The 19,986-nt window shown below is 43.6% G+C and carries 22 protein-coding genes and 1 pseudogene; 11 read left to right on the top strand and 12 right to left on the bottom strand.

Annotated elements, in window-relative coordinates:
• Nucleotides 1–132 precede the first annotated feature (132 nt).
• From CHA6605_RS08450 to CHA6605_RS32740, 9 genes and pseudogenes are all read left to right on the top strand, one after another.
• On the top strand, nt 133–804 hold the full coding sequence (locus CHA6605_RS08450) for a tyrosine-type recombinase/integrase (RefSeq protein ID WP_015158910.1): 672 nt from the start codon (nt 133–135) through the stop codon (nt 802–804).
• A 184-nt stretch (nt 805–988) separates the two neighbouring features.
• A pseudogene (gene istA, locus CHA6605_RS37200) lies at nt 989–1,990 on the top strand (IS21 family transposase); the annotation flags it as partial.
• Nucleotides 1,991–2,501: 511 nt separating this feature from the next.
• Entirely contained in the window at nt 2,502–3,245 is a 744-nt protein-coding gene (istB, locus tag CHA6605_RS08440; protein WP_269744604.1) for an IS21-like element helper ATPase IstB, read from the top strand.
• A 187-nt stretch (nt 3,246–3,432) separates the two neighbouring features.
• Nucleotides 3,433–5,094, top strand: a complete 1,662-nt coding sequence (locus CHA6605_RS08435; protein WP_015158908.1) for an ISL3 family transposase — start codon at nt 3,433–3,435, stop codon at nt 5,092–5,094.
• Nucleotides 5,095–5,317: 223 nt separating this feature from the next.
• Nucleotides 5,318–6,763, top strand: a complete 1,446-nt coding sequence (locus CHA6605_RS08430; protein WP_015159053.1) for a tyrosine-type recombinase/integrase — start codon at nt 5,318–5,320, stop codon at nt 6,761–6,763.
• Nucleotides 6,760–7,590 carry a DUF6262 family protein gene (locus CHA6605_RS08425; protein WP_015159052.1) on the top strand — a complete coding sequence of 277 codons (831 nt, stop codon included), beginning with the start codon at nt 6,760–6,762 and terminating at the stop codon, nt 7,588–7,590. The genes CHA6605_RS08430 and CHA6605_RS08425 overlap by 4 nt, the downstream gene beginning before the upstream one ends.
• Nucleotides 7,583–8,758, top strand: coding sequence for a replicative DNA helicase (gene dnaB, locus CHA6605_RS08420; RefSeq protein WP_015159051.1), 1,176 nt, complete (start codon nt 7,583–7,585; stop codon nt 8,756–8,758). The genes CHA6605_RS08425 and dnaB overlap by 8 nt, the downstream gene beginning before the upstream one ends.
• 637 nt (nt 8,759–9,395) lie before the next feature.
• Complete coding sequence (ltrA, locus tag CHA6605_RS08415; protein ID WP_015159050.1) at nt 9,396–11,213, top strand: group II intron reverse transcriptase/maturase; 1,818 nt, start codon at nt 9,396–9,398, stop codon at nt 11,211–11,213.
• Between the two features lie 71 nt (nt 11,214–11,284).
• Nucleotides 11,285–11,470 carry a DnaB-like helicase C-terminal domain-containing protein gene (locus CHA6605_RS32740; RefSeq protein WP_198288457.1) on the top strand — a complete coding sequence of 62 codons (186 nt, stop codon included), beginning with the start codon at nt 11,285–11,287 and terminating at the stop codon, nt 11,468–11,470.
• Here the strand turns inward: CHA6605_RS32740 and CHA6605_RS32735 are convergent.
• On the bottom strand, nt 11,454–11,699 hold the full coding sequence (locus CHA6605_RS32735) for a hypothetical protein (RefSeq protein ID WP_015159049.1): 246 nt from the start codon (nt 11,697–11,699) through the stop codon (nt 11,454–11,456). The two genes, CHA6605_RS32740 and CHA6605_RS32735, sit on opposite strands and share 17 nt — an antisense overlap.
• A gap of 365 nt (nt 11,700–12,064) precedes the next feature.
• Here CHA6605_RS32735 and CHA6605_RS08410 point away from each other — a divergent pair, with 365 nt between their 5' ends.
• Nucleotides 12,065–12,487 (top strand): hypothetical protein, encoded by a 423-nt coding sequence (locus tag CHA6605_RS08410; RefSeq protein WP_015159048.1) that lies wholly within the window; start codon nt 12,065–12,067, stop codon nt 12,485–12,487.
• Between the two features lie 239 nt (nt 12,488–12,726).
• On the opposite strand, the gene CHA6605_RS08405 is transcribed toward CHA6605_RS08410, so the two are convergent.
• Nucleotides 12,727–13,131, bottom strand: coding sequence for a hypothetical protein (locus tag CHA6605_RS08405; protein ID WP_015159047.1), 405 nt, complete (start codon nt 13,129–13,131; stop codon nt 12,727–12,729).
• A gap of 135 nt (nt 13,132–13,266) precedes the next feature.
• Between CHA6605_RS08405 and CHA6605_RS33900 the strand changes: the two genes are divergently transcribed.
• Nucleotides 13,267–13,407 carry a hypothetical protein gene (locus CHA6605_RS33900; RefSeq protein WP_157259923.1) on the top strand — a complete coding sequence of 47 codons (141 nt, stop codon included), beginning with the start codon at nt 13,267–13,269 and terminating at the stop codon, nt 13,405–13,407.
• Here CHA6605_RS33900 and CHA6605_RS08400 read toward each other — a convergent pair.
• The 10 genes from CHA6605_RS08400 to CHA6605_RS08365 all read right to left on the bottom strand — a co-directional run bounded on the left by CHA6605_RS08400 (nt 13,404) and on the right by CHA6605_RS08365 (nt 19,893).
• Nucleotides 13,404–13,823: a hypothetical protein gene (locus tag CHA6605_RS08400; protein WP_015159045.1), complete on the bottom strand. Its 420-nt coding sequence runs from the start codon at nt 13,821–13,823 to the stop codon at nt 13,404–13,406. The two genes, CHA6605_RS33900 and CHA6605_RS08400, sit on opposite strands and share 4 nt — an antisense overlap.
• Nucleotides 13,824–13,915: 92 nt before the next feature.
• A complete protein-coding gene (locus CHA6605_RS08395; protein WP_015159044.1) occupies nt 13,916–14,134 on the bottom strand; it encodes a hypothetical protein in 219 nt (72 codons plus the stop codon).
• A gap of 6 nt (nt 14,135–14,140) precedes the next feature.
• Nucleotides 14,141–15,208: an SAM-dependent methyltransferase gene (locus CHA6605_RS08390; RefSeq protein ID WP_015159043.1), complete on the bottom strand. Its 1,068-nt coding sequence runs from the start codon at nt 15,206–15,208 to the stop codon at nt 14,141–14,143.
• A 177-nt stretch (nt 15,209–15,385) separates the two neighbouring features.
• Nucleotides 15,386–15,802, bottom strand: coding sequence for a hypothetical protein (locus CHA6605_RS37475; protein ID WP_015159042.1), 417 nt, complete (start codon nt 15,800–15,802; stop codon nt 15,386–15,388).
• A 75-nt stretch (nt 15,803–15,877) separates the two neighbouring features.
• Nucleotides 15,878–16,225: a hypothetical protein gene (locus CHA6605_RS08385; RefSeq protein WP_015159041.1), complete on the bottom strand. Its 348-nt coding sequence runs from the start codon at nt 16,223–16,225 to the stop codon at nt 15,878–15,880.
• A gap of 152 nt (nt 16,226–16,377) precedes the next feature.
• Nucleotides 16,378–16,617: a hypothetical protein gene (locus CHA6605_RS32725; RefSeq protein WP_015159040.1), complete on the bottom strand. Its 240-nt coding sequence runs from the start codon at nt 16,615–16,617 to the stop codon at nt 16,378–16,380.
• 66 nt (nt 16,618–16,683) lie between these two features.
• Complete coding sequence (locus CHA6605_RS31455; protein WP_015159039.1) at nt 16,684–17,442, bottom strand: hypothetical protein; 759 nt, start codon at nt 17,440–17,442, stop codon at nt 16,684–16,686.
• 229 nt (nt 17,443–17,671) lie between these two features.
• Nucleotides 17,672–18,235 carry a siphovirus Gp157 family protein gene (locus CHA6605_RS08375; RefSeq protein WP_015159038.1) on the bottom strand — a complete coding sequence of 188 codons (564 nt, stop codon included), beginning with the start codon at nt 18,233–18,235 and terminating at the stop codon, nt 17,672–17,674.
• A 104-nt stretch (nt 18,236–18,339) separates the two neighbouring features.
• A complete protein-coding gene (locus CHA6605_RS08370) occupies nt 18,340–18,705 on the bottom strand; it encodes a hypothetical protein (protein ID WP_015159037.1) in 366 nt (121 codons plus the stop codon).
• 144 nt (nt 18,706–18,849) lie between these two features.
• Nucleotides 18,850–19,893 (bottom strand): DUF932 domain-containing protein, encoded by a 1,044-nt coding sequence (locus CHA6605_RS08365; protein ID WP_015159036.1) that lies wholly within the window; start codon nt 19,891–19,893, stop codon nt 18,850–18,852.
• Between the last annotated feature and the right edge of the window lie 93 nt (nt 19,894–19,986).

The raw sequence follows: 19,986 nt of genomic DNA, 5'->3' as shown, positions 1-19,986 counted from the left end.
CTGAGTTCGATATTTGCCATCATCTCCTCTGTCCTTCCAAGTCAGTTGCCAGTTATCTCATACAAGAATTATTAATTAGACAACAACAACAACGACCCTCTTCTTATACAGAAGTCAAAGATAGATAGTTACATGGTTTTATTTCTACAACGTGTTTTGTGGTACGATTACACCATGAAGTTAAACATTCAGAAAGGAATCGACCCCCATACCAATGAAATCGTCTGGCTGATGCTCGACGATCGCTACGAGGTAGTCGAACCCATCCAACGCTATCTCACATACCTCAGTACTGGTAAGTCTCCTAATACCGTCGAGGCATACGCTTACGATCTCAAATTCTGGTGGAAATTTCTCGAACTTAAAACTCTAGACTGGCGCAATATCAACCTAACTGACGTGGAAGATTTTGCGTACTGGTTGAGAGTTGGGGATACAACCAAAGTCGTATCCATGCAACCAGTGCAGGCAATCCGGTCTGAAAAGACCGTCAATCGAGCGATTACTGCCATTACAGGCTTTTACGAATATCACATCGCTAACGGTCGAGTAGACTTCAAACAGTTCGATAGATTTCACATGCCTTATGGGATTGGCACCAGAGGATTGCTCACGGGTATCGCCAAGAGCAAACCCACCAGACAGAAGCTAGTCAAGCTCAAGGAGCCGAAGAGCTTTCCAGGTTGCTTGACTGACGAGCAAGTAGCAACGCTAGTGGATGCCTGTCATCGCCTCAGAGACAAACTTATCGTCCTCATGCTCAACGGTACTGGCATGAGAAAGGGTATTAGACGACACTGTTAATGGCGGGTCGTGACAGGGTATTGGCGGGTAGGTGACAAAAAGAAGTAATCCGGTATGACAAGTAAGACCGAACCAAAAATAGAGTCAAAGCCAGCCAAAAAGAAAGACACTAGAAAATCTCCCCAGGAAGAGAGAAAGTCAAGTGTCTGGAAAAACTATCCATTTATATCAGAAAAGAGCGTATATGAACGCAAGAGAAATCGGCTTGAAGCAAGTCGAAGCAGCTTATGTAGCTGAAATATCCGAGCGAACGGGGCAACGCATCGAAGCAGGAGAACATCAACCAAATCGGGGCAAAGTAGCAGAGCGTAAAAATACCCAAGATCCATTGGGAGATGTATGGGACAAAGAACTAGAGCCAATGCTCAAACAAGAACCCAAGCTCAAACCGATGACATTGTTCGAGCATCTTCAGGATAAATATCCAGGACAATACCCCCAGGTATTAAGAACGATTCAAAGACGAGTCCAAACCTGGAAAGTGCTGCATGGTCCGAGTCCAGAAGTGATGTTTGAACTACGTCACGAACCAGGCATGATGGGACTCTCCGATTTTACCCAACTCAAAGGGATGGAGATAACGATCGCTGGCAAGTCATTCGAGCATTTGATTTATCACTATCGACTTGCTTACAGCGGCTGGCAATATGCCCAAATCATCCAAGGTGGGGAAAGCTTCATTGCCCTAGCTGAAGGACTTCAGAATGCCCTAGCCGCCTGTGGTGGCGTACCCAAACAACACCGTACCGACAGCCTGAGTGCAGCCTATCGGAACCTGGGCGGAAATAAATCCCTAACCCGCTTGTACGATGAACTGTGCGACCACTATCGGATGCAGCCGACCCGCAACAATACAGGTGTTGCTCATGAAAATGGTGCGATTGAATCGCCCCACGGTCATCTCAAAAATCGGATTAAACAAGCGATTTACCTGCGTGGTAGCAATGATTTCGACACTCTGGAAGAATATCAGTTGTTGATTGAAGCCGCAGTGGCCAAACTCAACCAGCAGTGCCAACAGAAATACGAACAGGAGAAACTTCATCTTCAATCCTTACCAAAATATCGTATCCCTGACTATGAAATCCTTACTGCTTGCGTCAGCACCAGAAGCACGGTTGAGGTTCGGTGCGTCCTTTACACAGTGCCATCGCGATTGATTGGACGGCAATTAGAGTTACATCTTTATCACGACCGAATTTTAGGCTATTTGGGCACCCAACTAGTAGTCGAGCTGCCCCGAATTCGAGTCACACAAACTGATAAGCGACGGGGACGGTGCATTAACTACCGACACGTAATTGAAGGTTTGCGGCGCAAACCAAGAGCCTTTATTTACTGCACCTGGCAACAGGAGTTATTACCCACTCCAGCGTTTCGAGAACGGTGGTTAGAACTAACCGCTCAGTTCGACTTAGACACAGCAGCGGTGTTGATAGTCGAAGCTTTGTACATTGCCGCCACCCAAAATCAGGAAGCGGCTGTCTGCGACTATCTCGAACGAGAACTCAAGGCTCAAACCCTGACGCTCAAGCAACTTCAACAGCACTTTCGTCAGGATTGTCCTGAAAGTTTTCCTCAAGTGACTGTCACACAACACGATCTCTCCAGCTATGACCAGCTCATTGATGCCAATGCCTCCGACCACAGCTCTAAGTTCGAGTCCCCCTACAGCCCCCAGTCCCCACCAGCACCTCATTCTCCACCTCAAGCAGCTCCGATTAACTCACATGCTCGCCCACTGGGAATCTCTGGAACACCAAGCTATACAAGAGCAATGGTCTTATGCCAAATTCTTGTTGGCATTATGCGAACAAGAAACACACCGCCGCAACGCTCTCCGGTTGCAACGGGCACTCACCGAGGCTCAACTTCCCAGCGCAAAAAGTTTTTCCAACTTTGATTTTACTCACTGTCCCAACTTCAATCCTGCTCCCTTGATGCAGTTGGCTGAAGATGTCACCTGGCTGGAACGAGCTGGAAATTGTCTGATTTTCGGTCCTTCTGGAGTGGGTAAAACTCATCTGGCTGCTGGATTGACTCGCAAGATGGTGGAGTTGGGTAAGCGAGCTAAGTTCTTTGCTGCTAATGCTTTGGTTCAGGAGTTGCAACATGCCAAGCTGCAATTACAATTGCCCGCTTTACTCAGGAAACTCGACCGCTACGATCTGCTGGTGCTTGACGATCTGGGCTATGTCAAAAAATCTGAGGCCGAAACTTCAGTACTGTTTGAATTAATCGCTCATCGTTATGAGCGTAAAAGTTTACTAATTACTGCCAATCAGCCTTTCAGCCAATGGGATTCAATCTTTGTGGATTCGATGATGACGGTTGCTGCTGTCGATCGATTAGTGCATCATGGCACGATTTTTGAAATCAAGTCTGATAGCTATCGTCGTCAGGCTGCTAACGATCGCCTGAACAACTCTCAATCTTCCTAACGACTATATTTTTTGTGCCCCTGTTGCCACCGATCGTTACTTGTCATTTCGATCTGAGGACAGCTTTCGCGACACCTACCTGACAATAACCTGTCGCGACACGTCAAAACACGGTTCTTCCGAGCTTTTGGTGAAAGTGGGCGATCGAGCTACGCCAACGATCGGAGGCGGTGAGTAACATGAGAATATGACCCAATTTCTTAAATGCCTACTCCCAGGTTTCCAACTACTGCGGTTGGAACACGAGGAAATCGACACAGATGAGTATCACATTACCGCAAACGTCTCCTCAACCCAAGCATCAGTCCAGTGCCCAGTGTGTGCGAATCCAACCACACGCATTCATAGCCGTTACGAACGAACATTAGCAGACCTGCCCTGTGTCAACTACAGTTTGACTCTGGTGATGCAAGTGTGTAAGTTCTTCTGCGATAATACCGATTGCATTCGGCGAATCTTCACCGAGCGGATACCGGAAGTGACCGCTCCGTGGGCAAGAAAGACCAGTAGATTAAGCCAAAAAATTCAGACGATCGGATTAGCACTGGGCGGTGCAGCAGGTGCTAGCCTGTGTGGTCACATCGGTATTGTAGCTTGCGGAAGTACGCTATTGAATCACCTCAAGAAGTTATCTCTACCAGCAGTTAAGATTCCTAGAATTATGGGTGTGGATGATTTTGCTTTTCGCAAAGGCGAGCGATACGGTACGATCTTAGTTGATTTAGAACTTAACCAACCGATCGCTCTATTAGCAGACCGCAAAGCAGAAACCTTAACAAATTGGTTGATAGAACATCCTGGGGTCGAAATACTTTCGCGAGATCGCTCGAAAACTTACAAAAGTGCAATGGACAAAGGGGCACCAGCAGCCATTCAAGTAGCCGATAGATTTCATCTGGTGCAAAACCTGGAAGAAACGCTAGAAAAAGTCTTCAGCAGCTATAGCAACGAACTCAAAGCAATCGAACAACAGCAACGGCAGACTTTTGTTCCTAACGAAACCGTCGTGGTTGTAACCGCTCGACCGACTACCACAGCCAAGCTCCAAGTCCAAAAGCTAACGAACTATCAACAGCGCGTGCAACAACAACAAAAAATCAAGCGGCTGAGCGAACAGCAATGGTCACAGATTGCCATTGCTCAGGCGGTTGGGGTCAGCGTGCGAACCGTCCAACGCCATCTAGCCGCACCTGACTTGCCGGAAATAGCTGCGACGAACGACCGATCGGGTCGAAGCTTACTGGAACCCTACAAGCAGTCACTGCTAGAGTGGTGGAATGCAGAAATTCGCCAGCCAAAAGTCCTGATGGTCTTATTAAAACAGCAAGGATACACTGGTAGCGAACGCACTCTAACTCGTTATCTGGGTTCGGTCAGAGCTGCTCAAGGCTTACCACCGAGCCGAGTGAAACCTACCCTCGGTTTACCGATAGCGATCGATCCTCAACTTGAGCCATTAACTAAAAGTCGAGCTGCCTTTTTAATTTTGAAGCGGGTGGAGCATCGAGACGCAGAGGATACCAAACTCATCGCTAGGATCGTCTCGCAGCATCCAACCTTAGCCTTAGCCGTTGAGCTAGCAGATGAGTTTTTACGACTGCTGCGAGAGCAACGAGCAGATGCTTTTGATGATTGGTTGCTTAAGGCTGTTAAAAGTTCGCTCAAACCCATTGTCCAGTTTGCTGAAGGTTTGTTTGAGGACTATGCTGCTGTTAAAGCCAGTATGATGACAACCGTGAGCAATGGTCCAGTCGAAGGTTTGAATAATCGCTTGAAAATGTTAAAGCGACAGATGTATGGACGTGCTGGACTAGATTTACTCACCAAACGGTTTCTTCTGAATCTGTAACAATGCTTCTTTTCCCGATCGTTGGCGTAGCTCGATCGCCCACTTTCACCAAAAGCTCGGAAGAACCCAAAACACTTGACATTTAACACATCGAATTGGAGGCTTCATTTGTCCTAAATGCCAAGCTGAAGATATTTATCTAACTGGCATCAGGTTTGGTAAAAAGAGATTTCAATGTAAAAGCTGCAAGCATCGTCAACTTGACTCACTGATTTTGAGTAATGTGAATGTTAGTCATTATAGCGACAACACTAGTTCAGCAATAAAATCATTTGACTGGAAAGATGAGCAATGGGATTTGAGAACGATTAACCCTAATTTTGATGACCGAGATCGAGGAATACATCTAGCCAACTTTGCTAATATTCATCTAGTTTGGTTTAAAGTTGAAGTCAAAAAATATGTTAAACATCTTTGTAAGACTGGCAGATCTTTAAGCACAATTCAACAAGATCTGTCTACACTCAGACGTTTCTCTCGCTACTTAGTTAGAGAAAACATATCTAGTTTTGATGAAATCAATCGTAGCCTCATCCTTGATTATTTAGTTCAAGGACAGAAGGTTAATAAACTTAAACTAAGTGGATTGCGAAAATTATTCACCATCGGAACGACTAAAGGTTGGTTTGATATCGACCAAGACATCATCCGCGATGCCGACTATCCAAAACAGTATCAATATAATCCCGACCCGATATCAGACCAGGTAAGGGAGCAAATCGAACAGAATTTACATTTATTACCAGATTCGATTGCTCGAATGTGGTTGATAGGTTACTTTTCTGCTATGCGTCCCTCAGAACTAGCCTTGCTCAAACGAGATTGTCTAGTTCGAGAAGGACAACATTGGAAATTAATCTGGCATCGAAAAAAGACCAACGATCATCATGAAATACCAATTAGTAGAACTATTGCTAAAGTAGTCCAAGATCAACAGGAGTATATTCAAAACCTTTGGAGCGATGAATGGGACTATCTATTTTGTCACTATCACAACTTATCAAAGACTGACGTATCCCAACCTCAACTAGAACCAGTTATGAAAGTTCTACCAATTCATGCAAATCATCCCTTATCAGTTGGTATTCGCACTCTAATTACAATCCTCGATATCCGCGATGAAAATGGCCTGTTAGCCAAATTTCAATCAAAATTACTCAGATCCACTCGCTTAACCGAACTATTCGCACAAGGGCACGATTTAGCAGTAGTTAGTGCCTGGGCAGGTCATAAACAATTTGCTACTACTGCTACCCACTATACCGAAGTCAGTTGCAACCTGATGGAGAAGGAAGCTGGACATATCCAGAAAGCACTTGTCAACAGTAACGGTCATCGTATTCTCTATGAATCATTTCCTAAGTCTTTTTGGGAAACCCCCATTTCCCACAAACTCGAACTAACCCAAACCCATGTTAATACACCTATCTATGGTTATTGTGGTCTACCGCTTAACCAAGACTGTCATAAATCTAGAGCTTGTTATACCTGTGAGTGCTTTGTCGCTACTATTGAAAAACTCCCCCAATACATCAACACACTTAACGAGCTTCGAGCAAAATTAATTAAAGCTATGTCAGCAGGGCAGGAAGTACTGGTCGAGCAATTCGGCAGACAAGCAGAACAACTTGACAAAATCATTGCTAGTTTGCAACAGGGGGCAGCATGAGCAATTCAGATACCAAACAAGCTAGAGTCGATAATCTTCAACAAGTTCAAGCAGCCCGTAAGGAGGATTCAGCAGGTCGAGTTTTTAAAGCTATCGAACGTTTACAAAAGATTGATGGCAAGATTAACTTTACCACCGTCGCAAAGGAAGCTAATGTCAGTGTATCTTATCTCTACAAATATCCAGAGATCAAGCAACGCATAGCCGAAGTTAGAAATAAACAACGGTCATTCCCGACTTCACCAGTTGCTCAACCTAACTCATCTTCTACAGGTAAAATCATTACCCGTCTCAAGGAAAAAAGTCAACAACTAGAGAACGAAAATAAAGAACTCAAGCGTAAGAATGAAGCACTTGCTGGTCAAGTCTACCGAGTCCATTACCTCCAGGAGCAAGTCGAAAGGCAGCAGCAGATTATCGAAGATCTCCAAGGCAAATTAAAAGGCGAACAACTAGATAGCAAGGTAACACCAATATCAAGCAAGAGAAAAACTACGATTGACGAACAGATTCAATCCGAACTAGATTCTCTAGATATCGGTTTAAATCCGACTCTAACTAAGACAATTAAAGCTGCTACTGAATCGACTGTCTTAGCTGCAATAGCAGCACTCAAAGAGCAACTTAGTAAGAAGGATATTCCTAATCCTGGTGGCTGGTTAAACAAAGCTATTAGAGAAGGTTGGACTAAACCAGAACTAATCCCACAACAGTCAGCTAAACCGGAGTATCAAATAGTTACAACTAGCGAAAGACCAACTAAAGAATTAATCAGCTTCGACAAACTTCAAGAACTCAGTACTATTTTCAAACAGAAAGATGAATGATCCCATTCTACCCAACAATATCGAAGTAGAAGAGAATATCTTAGGTGGTATTCTGCTAGATCCGTCAGCTATGGGTCGAGTTATTGACTTGCTAACTCCTGAAGTTTTCTATATTACTGCTCACTCTACTATTTACCGAGCAGCTTTAGATCTTTACCATCAAGACAAACCCACCGACTTATTGAGCATAAAGACATGGTTATCTAACCACAAACTACTCAAACAGGTAGGCGGTGAAGCTAAATTAATCCAGCTATTAGAGCGGACAGTTTCAGCCGTTAATATCGACCACCTTGCATCATTGGTGGTTGATAAGTACAAACGGCGCGAACTAATCGCAGCAGGTCACGATCTGGTGAAGTTAGGACATGATACAACGACAGAACTAGAATCAGTATTCGACCAATCAGAACAGAAGATATTTAACCTAACCACAAACAAACAAGACCAGTTTAAACCCAAAATTATTGGTGATTGTCTGGCTGCTGTAGTCACCAAAATCTCACAAGGAAGCGAACCTGCATATCCTACTGGATTGGGTAATTTAGATACTTTGATTGGTGGGTTAATCAAGCAGGATCTAATCATTGTTGCTGCTAGAGCGAGTATGGGTAAAACTTGGTTAGCTTGTCATTTGACGAATCATATTGCAACTACTCAACATAAGCCAGTAGTCTTCTTCAGTGCGGAGATGTCGAGCGAACAGTTAACAAAACGGTTGCTATCGATGCACTCTGGGATTGACTCACATCGATTGATCCACAATACAATCTATGCGGATGAGTATGAAACCCTGAAACAAGCTTTGGGTACATTGGGCGAACTTCCTATCATCATTGATGATACTCCTGCTTCTGCTCTGACACCCGCCAAAATCCGCTCGGTACTGCGAAAAATCCGCCATGAGCGAGGTGAATTGGGATTGGTTGTCCTCGACTATATTCAAAAGTTGGGAGACAGGTCAGCGGGGAATAGAGCGCAGGCTGTGGGTAAGTTCTCTGGGGCGTTTAAGGATATAGCGAAGGAGTTTGATGTCCCCTTTGTGGCGTTAGCTCAGATCAACCGTGGAGTAGAGAGTCAGAGTAATAAGCGTCCTGGAATGGCGGACATTAAGGATTCGGGGGATATCGAGCAAGATATGGAGTGCGATTCGTTCGCTCTAAACTGAACAATCAGGGGATGAGCGACATTGGTTTGGGTAATCCTTCGGATTGAGTTCGCACTTTAATCCCCAACCGATGATAACTATACAACCTTATAGGTGAGTGAAAGTACCCTAGAACCCACAAATCCTATCCTTCAGACGCAGAAGTGAAAACCTATCCCTTATAGCAGAGACTAGCCATCAATCTATAAAGCAGGGGTAAAAGCAAAAAGATACTAATAGCCTAAATTAGTATCCTGTGAGTAGGTGACTATGGATAACAATTGCTAAGACACTATCTGAATCATCGTTACCTGTAACCAGCGAAATAAGGCTGTATGCGCTGGGAGTCCCAAAAGGGCGTAGAACAGGGTGGTATAAAGGTTCCATCTTATATACCATGCGTTACCCTAAAACTCGATGAAAAGGTGTCATCCTACAGGTCACAAAACAATGGTTGTATGGAACGAAGTAATCCATCAGATTACTCTTGGAGAGGTCGAATACTCCAAGCAGTCAGCTAAGACGTAAACTCTGCAATTTTGTAGGTATCTGGTGGGAGAGATTGTGTAAGAAGCTAACGCCTGTCGTAATTGACAGGATATGCAGACGTACACACGGTATCACGGAAGGAAAAGCTACAAGTAGTAATAAATATGCTATGAACACGGCAATTAGTCCGATGTATAGATGGAACGAAATCAACTGGCGCAAGCTAGAACGTAGAGTTTTCAAGTTACAAAAGCGGATTTTCCAAGCGTCTAATCGTGGCAATGTCAAGTTAGTTCGCAGACTTCAGAAACTTTTGATAAGTTCACGGTCGGCAAGATTGTTAGCGGTTCGTCGTGTAACTCAGGATAACCAAGGCCGGAAGACGGCGGGTGTAGATGGGGTCAAATCCCTAACTCCAAAGCAACGTCTCATCTTGGTAGATAAAATCAAACTGGGTACTAAAGCAAAACCTACGCGCCGTGTTTGGATTCCCAAACCTGGAACCAGCGAAGAAAGACCTTTAGGCATACCGACAATGGAAGACCGCGCCTTGCAAGCAGTAGTAAAAATGGTTCTCGAACCTGAATGGGAATCGAAATTTGAACCAAATAGCTATGGCTTTCGCCCTGGACGTTCGTGTCACGATGCAATTGAAGCAATCTTTTCGTCAATTTCTAAAAAATCAAAGTATGTTTTAGATGCTGACATCAGTAAATGTTTTGACCGCATTAACCACAATAAACTTCTATCAAAACTAAATACCTTCCCGACCTTACGGAAACAAATCCGAGCTTGGCTAAAAGCTGGTGTCATGGATGGAAAGAAGCTGTTCCCTACAAATGAAGGTACCCCCCAAGGTGGAGTTCTTAGCCCACTTTTGGCAAATATAGCCTTACATGGACTTGAGGAATTGATAATGGGATTAGCCCCAAAATTCGATATGAAGCGTCCCAATGGTAATCAATTGCCTGTCAGGGATAAATTAAAATCGATTTGCTGTGTAAGATATGCTGATGACTTTGTTATTCTTCACGAAGATTTGAAAGTTATTAATCAGTGTAAAAAAGAAGTAGAAGAATGGTTAAGTGACATTGGATTGGAATTAAAACCCAGTAAAACTAGAATTGCCCACTGTCTAAGTGATTTAGATGGAGAAAAAGCAGGGTTTAATTTCCTTGGCTTTAACATCCGACAATTTTCTGTTGGAAAATATTCATCTGGAAAAAGCTCTAATGGTAAGTTATTGGGATATAAAACTATTATCAGACCCAGTATAGAAAGTCAAAAAAGACACTATAAAAAGCTAAAAGAAGAAATAAATAAGCGAAGAGGATTAAGCCAATCTCGGCTAATCAATAGTCTCAATCCGATCGTGAGAGGTTGGTGTAATTACTTCTGCACAGTCAACAGTAAGGAAGTCTTCGGTAAAATTTATTCTTTGGTCTTTCTTAAACTTTTTAAATGGGGTAGTCACCGTCATCCAAATAAAGGTAAGAAATGGATTCGCCATAAATACTTTAAAAGTATTAACAATAATAATTGGTTATTTGCGACCCTAGAAGGAAACAACCTAATCAAGTTAGTGCGGCATGATTCGATTGAAATCAAACGACATGTCAAAGTTAAAGGCAATTCCTCACCTTATGACGGAGATTGGGTTTATTGGAGTTCAAGAATGGGTAAACATCCTGAAGTGTCTACTAAAGTGGGAAATCTACTGAAAACACAAAAGGGAAAGTGTGCTCATTGCAAGAACTACTTCAAAGATGGAGATTCGCTAGAAGTTGACCACATCATCCCTAAATCGAAAGGTGGAAAGGATAAATATGAAAATTGGCAATTACTTCATCGGCATTGTCACGACACAAAAACTGTCAATGATGGCAGTTCTGGCACAAAATCCAACTGTAATAGTGTTGAGCCTAAGCCACCAGTTAAACCTGAATCTTGGTTCTGGCAAGACGATATGTTGGTAATGACGCATTGATGACAACAACCGTTTTACTGAGGAGCCGTGTGCGTTAAAAGGCGCAAGCACGGTTTTGGAGAGCAGTGGGGGTGGTGACACCTTCACTGACTTTAATTTTGGGACTGTTGTTATATCGGGATGAATATTACAATTCAGATAGTTTGGAACCAGGGGTGATGGAGATTATCGTCAGTAAGAATCGGAATGGAAGTGTGGGCACTTGCAAGGTTAAATTCGACCCCAGCATTGGTAGATTTTCTAATGTTGCGGATTGAAGGCAAAACTCGTTGTGGAATACATAGACAATGACAAAGTTATCATGCAAATAGTCATGCAGCTTTTCAGTATCTGATAATGCCAAAACCAATGCGAAATGTTATCTAAATCGCGCTTTCCTTCAACTAGAGGATATTCAACTGTCTTGCCATTTTTCAATCGCTTTTTCTTGGTGCGTTGATAGAGAGTACCACTCCTACCAGGTACGCGATCGCCACGTAATTTCATCTATAATAGTCATTGAAAATACTTTTTTGGTGTGATGGCTAATTCAGTCATCACTCTTTTCGATTATAAGATTACTAATCAATTAATTGTAGTATTTTTAAATTCAAGTCTCGATCTTTGATTTAGATTAAAACAAGTAGAGAGCGATAAATAGAATCGTTTATCGATGTAATGATAACTAGTTTCAAATCAAGAGAAACCGAGCTAATCTTTCAGGGTAAGATATCATTGCCGTGGAAGTTCACCAAGACCGTTGAGCGATTTTAATGTTGTCGAAGTAGATGGGAAATTATCGATTTCACACGGGCGAGCTGATAGCTGCGGAGATTATTTTCAATGACAAGCTTTAATTTTGAATAATTAAAATGGAAGACAATTCGCCAAAAGACGAATTCAAAATATCAGAAGATAAACTTAGAGAATACTTAGAGTCGAGTCAAAAAGATCCTGACTACGATGTATCAAATGAGAAAAATCGCAGGTTTAGTTCTAACCCGACAAGGGATGAACTAGTCGAGATGATCTCGATCGTTCATCAGGCAGTATCGAAGTTAGATGAAAGTAAGGAATCTCAAACCGAAAGATGTATCGATCTACTCGAAAGATTATCAGAGGCTTGTGTTACACAAACTAAGGTGATTGCCGAACATGAGCAAGCGATCGAGCAATTACAAAAGGTCGTCAAAAGCAATAATAAAACTATTATTGTTTTGACGGGGTTGACGTTATTGTCAATGTCTTGGTCGCTGACGATTCTAGCGGCTATGTTTAATGTATCGCATCAGTAAGCGTCAATTTAGACACCTTAGTGAGAATGCTTAATTGAGATTGAAATTGTTTTTTTTGATGTCCGATCTAAAAAAATCTGTACCGACCCCATAAAGCTACACTACTAGCTGGTTTTAGCGCAAGCGGTGACTGGTTGAGGCGGACACTAGCGATTTCCTTCGTAGTTAGGGCAGTCGTCCGCGTCAACAGTCAAAAACCAGCCGCCCCGCAGGGACATGGGTTCAGCAATCTCAACTATTCAATTAAAATCTGTAGAATTAGGATTAACGGAGGCAATCGCAGCGTTGAGCTTATCGACATCTTTTCGATCCCACGGCTCGTTATCTTTTTCGGATAACGGCTTATAAATAATATGCCAACCACCACCTTCAAGGATGCCAAATTCTCCGCAATGCTTCCGCATTTGTTCTCTTTGTTCTAGGTGAAGAGTAGGAATTTCTTTACGGGCAGCATCAATACAGGAATCGAGACTGCCTTGATGAATAAGTTTGGCATTTGAATCAAAGGGGATGCCATAGCGAAATAGCCAATTATTATCATTCACATCGACAGTGATAATATTCAGATCTTTTGCCCAATCATTAGTACTAGAATTACTTTGCTTTTGTCGCTTCAGTTGTTTCAGCTTTGATTTATAACCCATTTCATTTCTCCTTACATCAATTAATTACTATCAAGTTTTGAAGCAATGATTATATCAATTATAGCATTACGAAATATAAGTTTATGGAGATCAGGACAACTAAACCCGTGCCCCTGTCCGGGGAGGCTGCGGTTTTTGCCAGCCGAAACCTCCGATGCGGATCGGCTCCGTTTTCAAGTTACTGGCGATCGCGAAGCGCGCCACCAAGGCGGTCGGATTCGCGCTACCTTTAAATCCGCTTATGGATTAGTTACAGCTCGAACAAATACTAACTAATTAGACTCTAGAGCTATCGACAATTTTAGCTGTTTGCACAAACAATCGTAGTAATAACTTTCAGAAATCCAGCGATAAGCATTATGCAAGCAGTGAATAATCTCGCTCCAAAGTGATATCTTCTCATCAAGAACGCCAACGGTATCTACATATCGATTGAGAAGTCTTCCCGCGTTAGTTACCCCAGCCAGAGCATCAAAAGCTAACCCTTCTAGTTTAGCTTTAACGCTGCGTTTAGTGGCGGCATTAGCTCTCCGCCAATAGATAGAGTTCCAAATTTGCCAGCGGCTTTCAAGGAGGTTTCGAGCAATCTCTAGCTCGGAGCGGGCTTCAATTAATAACGGATCGTCCATACTTCCTGGAAACTGCTTGAGCTTTTCTATCGCCACACAAATCGTTGCTGTTGCTGCATACATGGTGCAATCTTAATTAATATACGAATGAAGCCAACCAGTAAACTTGCGGTGTACGGGTTGGCTTTATCTGAATAGATCTATTTGTTCGCGGATTAATTTTTTATTTCATTCGAGCGAGTCAAATCTTCCAAGGTTGCAGGTCTGTAAATCAATTCTCTTAACTGCTCCGAGAAGTCGGGAAACTCTCGATCGCAATGAAACAAAGCCTGACGAATCCACCACGCTCTTTTCGTTGTAGATAGTTCATCCATCGCGCGGATAGTTGCTCGATATAAGCCAAATCTGGTTTTGTACTGGAAAGGATTTTGCATAATATCTCAACGACAAATGTGGATTAGCTGCGTCTCTACCGCACAATAACGATCGCCTTTGGTAAAGGCTTTTGGAGGATTGGAGTAACGATCGGCTCCTAATTCATTAAGCCACTCCGAAAACTGGCGACGTTTTTTGATACGACTGGGATGTTCCAATGGCAGCACCGCCACTAGCTCCCCATCAGGAGCCAACCAATCGTAAGCATGACGAATATGGTCGATGTGGGCATCTTCGCCAAAAGGCGGATTCATTATTATCCGCTCGTAGATCGGGCGAGGGGTAGCGGAAAGAAAGTCTCGCCCCAGCAGGGGGAATTCAAGCAGGGTCAGAGCTTCAGCCAAAACCGCGTTCAGCTCGAAGCAATCGATGTTTTCGACTCCCAAGTCCCGCAGCGCAACGCAAAGATCGCCAGCTCCGCCCTCCGGGTCGAGGCAGCGGTGATGGGGCTGGACGTTAGCGAGTTGCAGCATTCGAGCGACGATCTCGCCTGGGGTCGGGTAGAAGTCGGGCACCTGTTGATAGATCGCTTTTCGTCGCAGTGCATCGACCCGTTCGCCAATCGGATCGGGTTGTCGAGCAGTAGGATTACCCAAACCTTCTAGTAGTTCGACCGCTGCTAGAGCCGCGCTAGCACTATGGATACCGACAGCTCCCAGCTTTTGAGCGATTTCATGACCGCGATCGAATCCTGTATAGAGATATTCGAGCGATTTTGCTCCTTCTTTTTGCCAATGAAAAATAGAAGCAAAGGAGTCGAGATGCCTGCGATTGCTAATTTGGGAGAGCTGGCTAGGGCAGGTACCATCGCGATGTCGAATGGCAAGTCCCATCAACCAACTCTGAATGAGTTGGAGCCGTCGTCCATCTTCGCGCATAAGTGCAGCAATGCGCGAGCGACGGGCGGTAATGTTTTGGTGGGAGATCGAAGGACTTAGCTTGGACGAAATCGTTGTGTCCATCGCCTCCGCCAACCTTTGTAACTTATCGGCTAAGTTGGAATTGGGTGGGGGACAGTTGGCAGGAACGGAGAAATCTAGAGTTAATTGTCCATCGATATTGGAAATAGTCATAAATTTGATGAGTATGATAATAAATGGGCACAAAAAGCCAGCAATTAGCGATAATTACTGGCAATATTTATACAGCAGGATAATTGGCAGAGATTAAACACCTGTCGAAGTGCTTCGTACTGCTATTGCCAGCATTAATTTGATGCCAACCGATGTAAAATTTGTACATATATTCGGTTAAAATAGTGATAGCTGAGGTTGTCGAACATCGGTCGTACAAAGCACCTGATTGTCGATTACAATAATCAAATCTGCTCTAACAATTGGAGTCCCTGTCTCTTTCCACGAAAAGTAGGATTGAGAGTAGGGACAGTAATGTATTTCCTTTAGAGGTGGAAGAGTGGGCAAGCTGGGGCTACTTAAAACACCTTCACAATATGCGTGTACGTTTTTACATTTATCCTTTAAAACCCGTTGCCGTCCGCGTTCGGAAACGTAGAATCGTGGATATTTAATCACTAAATTATCGGTGTGCCCGATGAGTATCCATGACTTGTTAATTTGTTGGGTTAACGACATATTTCCTGTGTTGAGATTGCGGTAACAACGAGTCAGCAATCCGATACACACTTGCCAATCAATATCTTTAGTCATAATTATTAAATTGATATTAGGGACTAAAAAGCCTTGTCTACTTAGTTAGACAAGGCTTTATCAAAGTAGTTCAAGCTAGAAGCTCAGATAAAGTCCAGTTACCTCTTCAAACACACTGCGGACATTTGCGAGTGGAAGATTTTGGTAGTTACCTCGCTCGAAAAACTGTGAATCTTTAACATCTAGAAATACAAGGCAGTACTCATCAGTTTGCCGATTTAGAACTATCTGACAACAGTTAATTTGATTGCTCCGAGGAAAATTGAATTGTACGCCTGGACGATCTGTGTCATAAAAATATCCTTTAACAAAGCTAGAAGCTCCGAACATTACTTTCAACTTTCGATGATTACCGATTAACCGGAAAATACTAACAACGACCTCATCCAAACAAGCTAAATCTCGTGCTGTTACTGTCCGCATGATTTTGAGTAATAATAGGTGAACAAAAAAGCACCAACGGCAGTTAAGAGCTGGTGCTATATTAGTGAATTTAGATAGCGATTCTTATTCGCCAGAGGCTTCTCTTCTCTTCGAGAGGCTACGCCAACGAGAGGCTTCGCCAACGCCAACGATTAAGCTGAAGTTTCTAAGACTGAAGATGCAATGGTTTCCGGTAGATAATCCAGACATTCTGCGACTAACTCCTCGTCTTCGTCGATATGCCAGTTAGTTCGAGATTTGCGAACTAGCTTTGAGCCAAGGACGGGATAGCTACAGTCAAAGCCAAACTCTTCGGGAGAGTCGCAATTGTCCGGCTCATGCCAGTAGTCCCCGTACAGGCAATTGGCACAACTTACTTTTTGTTTGCACATGATTTTGCTCCTAATTGATTCCAAAACACTGCGGCTACAGCCGCAATATCCTTCGCTCAAAGTTAGTTATTTTGAAGGTGATGGGCTATTGAAAACCTGAGCTAAGATTGATTCGTGGTAGACGTTGACTGCTCCGTAGCGCGAATCTTCGAGTTTGTCGATCGTTACTCCCCGTTGGCGAGACATTTTGGTGGCGGCACGTCCAAGATCGCTGGCTTCCTTCTTGGATAACTTTCGCGATCGCTTATTGGCATAACCGCGAATCGAAAAATAGGTACCGTCTGGGTGAAAGATGCGATGCTCCAAGGGAGCGGCTACGCCAACGACTTCCCCGTCGTGTTGATGGACGAGTTCTTCGAGGTTCGTGGTACGAACTTCAAGTTGTTGATGTTGTTCTAGAGCATTTTGAGCGAGTAGAAGGATATGTTGAAGGTTAGACAAGGTTGAGTCCCAGCCAGTCTGTTGTTGAATCCACTTGTCGATTCCCATCCCTGCAAACTTCATCAGTGAAAATTGAGCCGTTTTATTCCCAGCAAAGGCATAGTGTTGGATGACTGCCGCACAAAACTCGGATTTTAAAACTTGAACTGATCCACCTTGTTTAATCGTGTTGCTTGACAGGCTCAAATCCTTATCAGTCCAAGCTTGTAATGATTCAGAAAGCCTTTGATTTGACGGCTTTAAACCCTTGAGTAACGTACTGATGGCTTGCTTCGTAACACCTGACAAAATAGCTAGTCCAGTTTGAGACATTCCCGACTCGCCAGTAGTTTGGATGGTGAATAATTCGATGCCGTTTTCTTCAGATCTGATAATTGAAGACATATTTTTCGCGATCGTAATAATAAGCAAATCAAAGCCCTACTGCTACCGCAGTCTTAAATGTGGTAGCAGTATGTCGTCGTCCTAGCAGTAATAAATTGACGGCTGGTGCGGTCGGACGAAAGCGCGCCACCAAGGCGGTCGGATCGGATTGTAAAATATAAGGAATAAAGGCACAAAAAAGCCAGCGATTAATAGTCGCTGGCTAGATGAAGATAAAGAGGTTGACAGTTCAACCAATTCGTAAATGTGTCCCCCTTGGTTGCACGGTGGCAATCGGTTTACCATCAACAATCAAACTATCTTGTCCAGACTCAGCCAACTTTTTCACTACGGCTTGACGATCGACCTTATAGGTCGTGGCAATCGTGACCAAATCGGGAGGAAAGTTTCGCTCCTCGATATCTGGATTGAGCCAAATGGGTTGAACGCCACCATTTTTGACAACCTTAATGGTTGCGTCAAGACCTTTAAGCTGGGCATCGGGTCGGTTAGTAACAATCGCTTTGAGGTAGTTCTCGAATTTTTCTAGTGCTTTGACCTTACGATCGATGATGCGAGTAAATTCGTCGCGGCGCGATTTAAGATAGGCAATATCGCCTTTTTGAGCGGCAACAACCGCTGCAATCGCATCGACTTTATCGGTAATGGCAGCTTCTAACTCTTCAAACTTGGCAACTAGTTCTTCGGGATCGGTTGCGTCTGGAATACCTTCATTAGAAGTTGACTCAGTAAGCTCCATAATTTCTTCGACAAGTCGATCGCGTTGTGATTCGAGATTAATTAGTGATGGCATAATTTGATGAGATTAGTGATTATTAGAGTATAATTAGATCGAAAAAAGCCAGCAACTATTCATAGCTGCTGGCAAAACAAAGATGATCAAGATAATTTTGGTACTTAGCTCCTGCGGATAATTTCTAAGTCAAATATATTAATCCTAAATGGATACGATACCGGAGCGTTATCTTCACAATAAACTTTAGTCACATTAAATTGCCAACGTTCTAGCTCTAAACTTAGATAAAATCTATCTCCAGTTAGATAATATTCAGCATTATCTTCGGTCGGAACTATCAGTCCATTCAGATCTAGATAATAATAAACTTTACCACCGGAGTTATGAATTAGTCTAACTTGGACAGTTAGACTTTCAGACCGCTCAGAATTAAGATTATCAAAGGTAAACTTAATAATGTCGCCAACATTAAGATTGAGGTGAGAATTGTCGTCGCTACGCACGACAGATTGGGTTGAGTCTTCCACTTTGCCTAGTACTTAAATATTACTCCTTCATTGTAACGAAATGTTTTTTTGTATTGTGTGATACAGATCGAGCGATCGAGAGATAGATGTCGCGCCACTGTGCTCAAATTCGTGTTAGCACAGTGGCGCGATCTCGTCGGCTAATTAGCTGGCAGTAGCAACCTCGCGCCAAATGGTTGAGGGCAGGTACAACACATCGGAGCCAAGCCGCTCGATCTCGGTCGCACGGTCGTAATGCTCAACGTCTTCGGCAGAACGGGTTACAGCATTGAGCATCCCAAATTTGCTCAAGTCGCCAGAGCGGATTAGATGGCTTAACACCGACCCAGATTCGCGCTCATTAAGTCCGATTACCTTAGCTGTCACTTCGACCGCTTTGACCGGATTACCAGTGATGAGGCTAGTTTGCGAGAGTTGTAAGTCTTCGACTGCTTCGCGAAAAGTTGTAATACTTACCGCATTCCGTACCAAGTCACGTAGTTGCAGCTTGAAGGCATCATCAATCGCTTGAAGAGTGTCGATGGCATATAGGTCGTTATTTTCGCTGACACGACCAACGTGATTTTTGCGTTGGCGACGGTCTTTCAAAATTAAACCATTGAGGCAAGCCAGACGTAGCACAAATGGTTCAATTGAAATCGCTCCAAGACCAACCTCAGAATTTGATAAAACGAATCCGGCTTGACAAAGATCGCCGACGGAGATTGCTTCCTCAATGTTGGTGTTGATGACCTTCAAGTACATCCGCGAATCGGTGACTTGACAACTGGCGATTTTCATCCCGTCACCCATTTCTTGAAGTTCTTGCAGTACGATCGCTAAAATATCGTGGTGATCGACGATCCGATAGCGATTGCTCAAAACAGCGCGCATCTGTCCTCGCAAGCTGCGAATCAAGCTAGTGTCTTCGGATTGACCCAACCAGTGATTGACGTTTTGGGACAGCAATTGGGGCGAATTCTTGAGCATTCGGTCGTAATAAACTTTGGGGATGTTAAATTTGCTTGCCATCTGTGCATGAGCATGTGCCGTCGCTGGCATCAAGATCTCTTCGTCTTTAGTTTCCAGGCGAAATTGACCAGTTGGCAGCATGTTCAAAGTTTTAGTTTGAGCGTGAAAGTCGCGTTTAGACTCTTGTTGGTCTAGTAACTCACGAGCTAATTCTTCCAGGGTTCGTCCAGTTTTCATGAGTTTGAAATTGTGATAGTGGTTAACAAAAAACCGCCAAGTCGAGATAGCTTGGCGGTAGCAGTAGAATAGGTAACTTAGCCAGTCGTGAGG

The organism is Chamaesiphon minutus PCC 6605, from assembly GCF_000317145.1.
Taxonomy (GTDB): domain Bacteria; phylum Cyanobacteriota; class Cyanobacteriia; order Cyanobacteriales; family Chamaesiphonaceae; genus Chamaesiphon; species Chamaesiphon minutus.
This window is presented reverse-complemented; position numbering and strand designations above follow the sequence as displayed.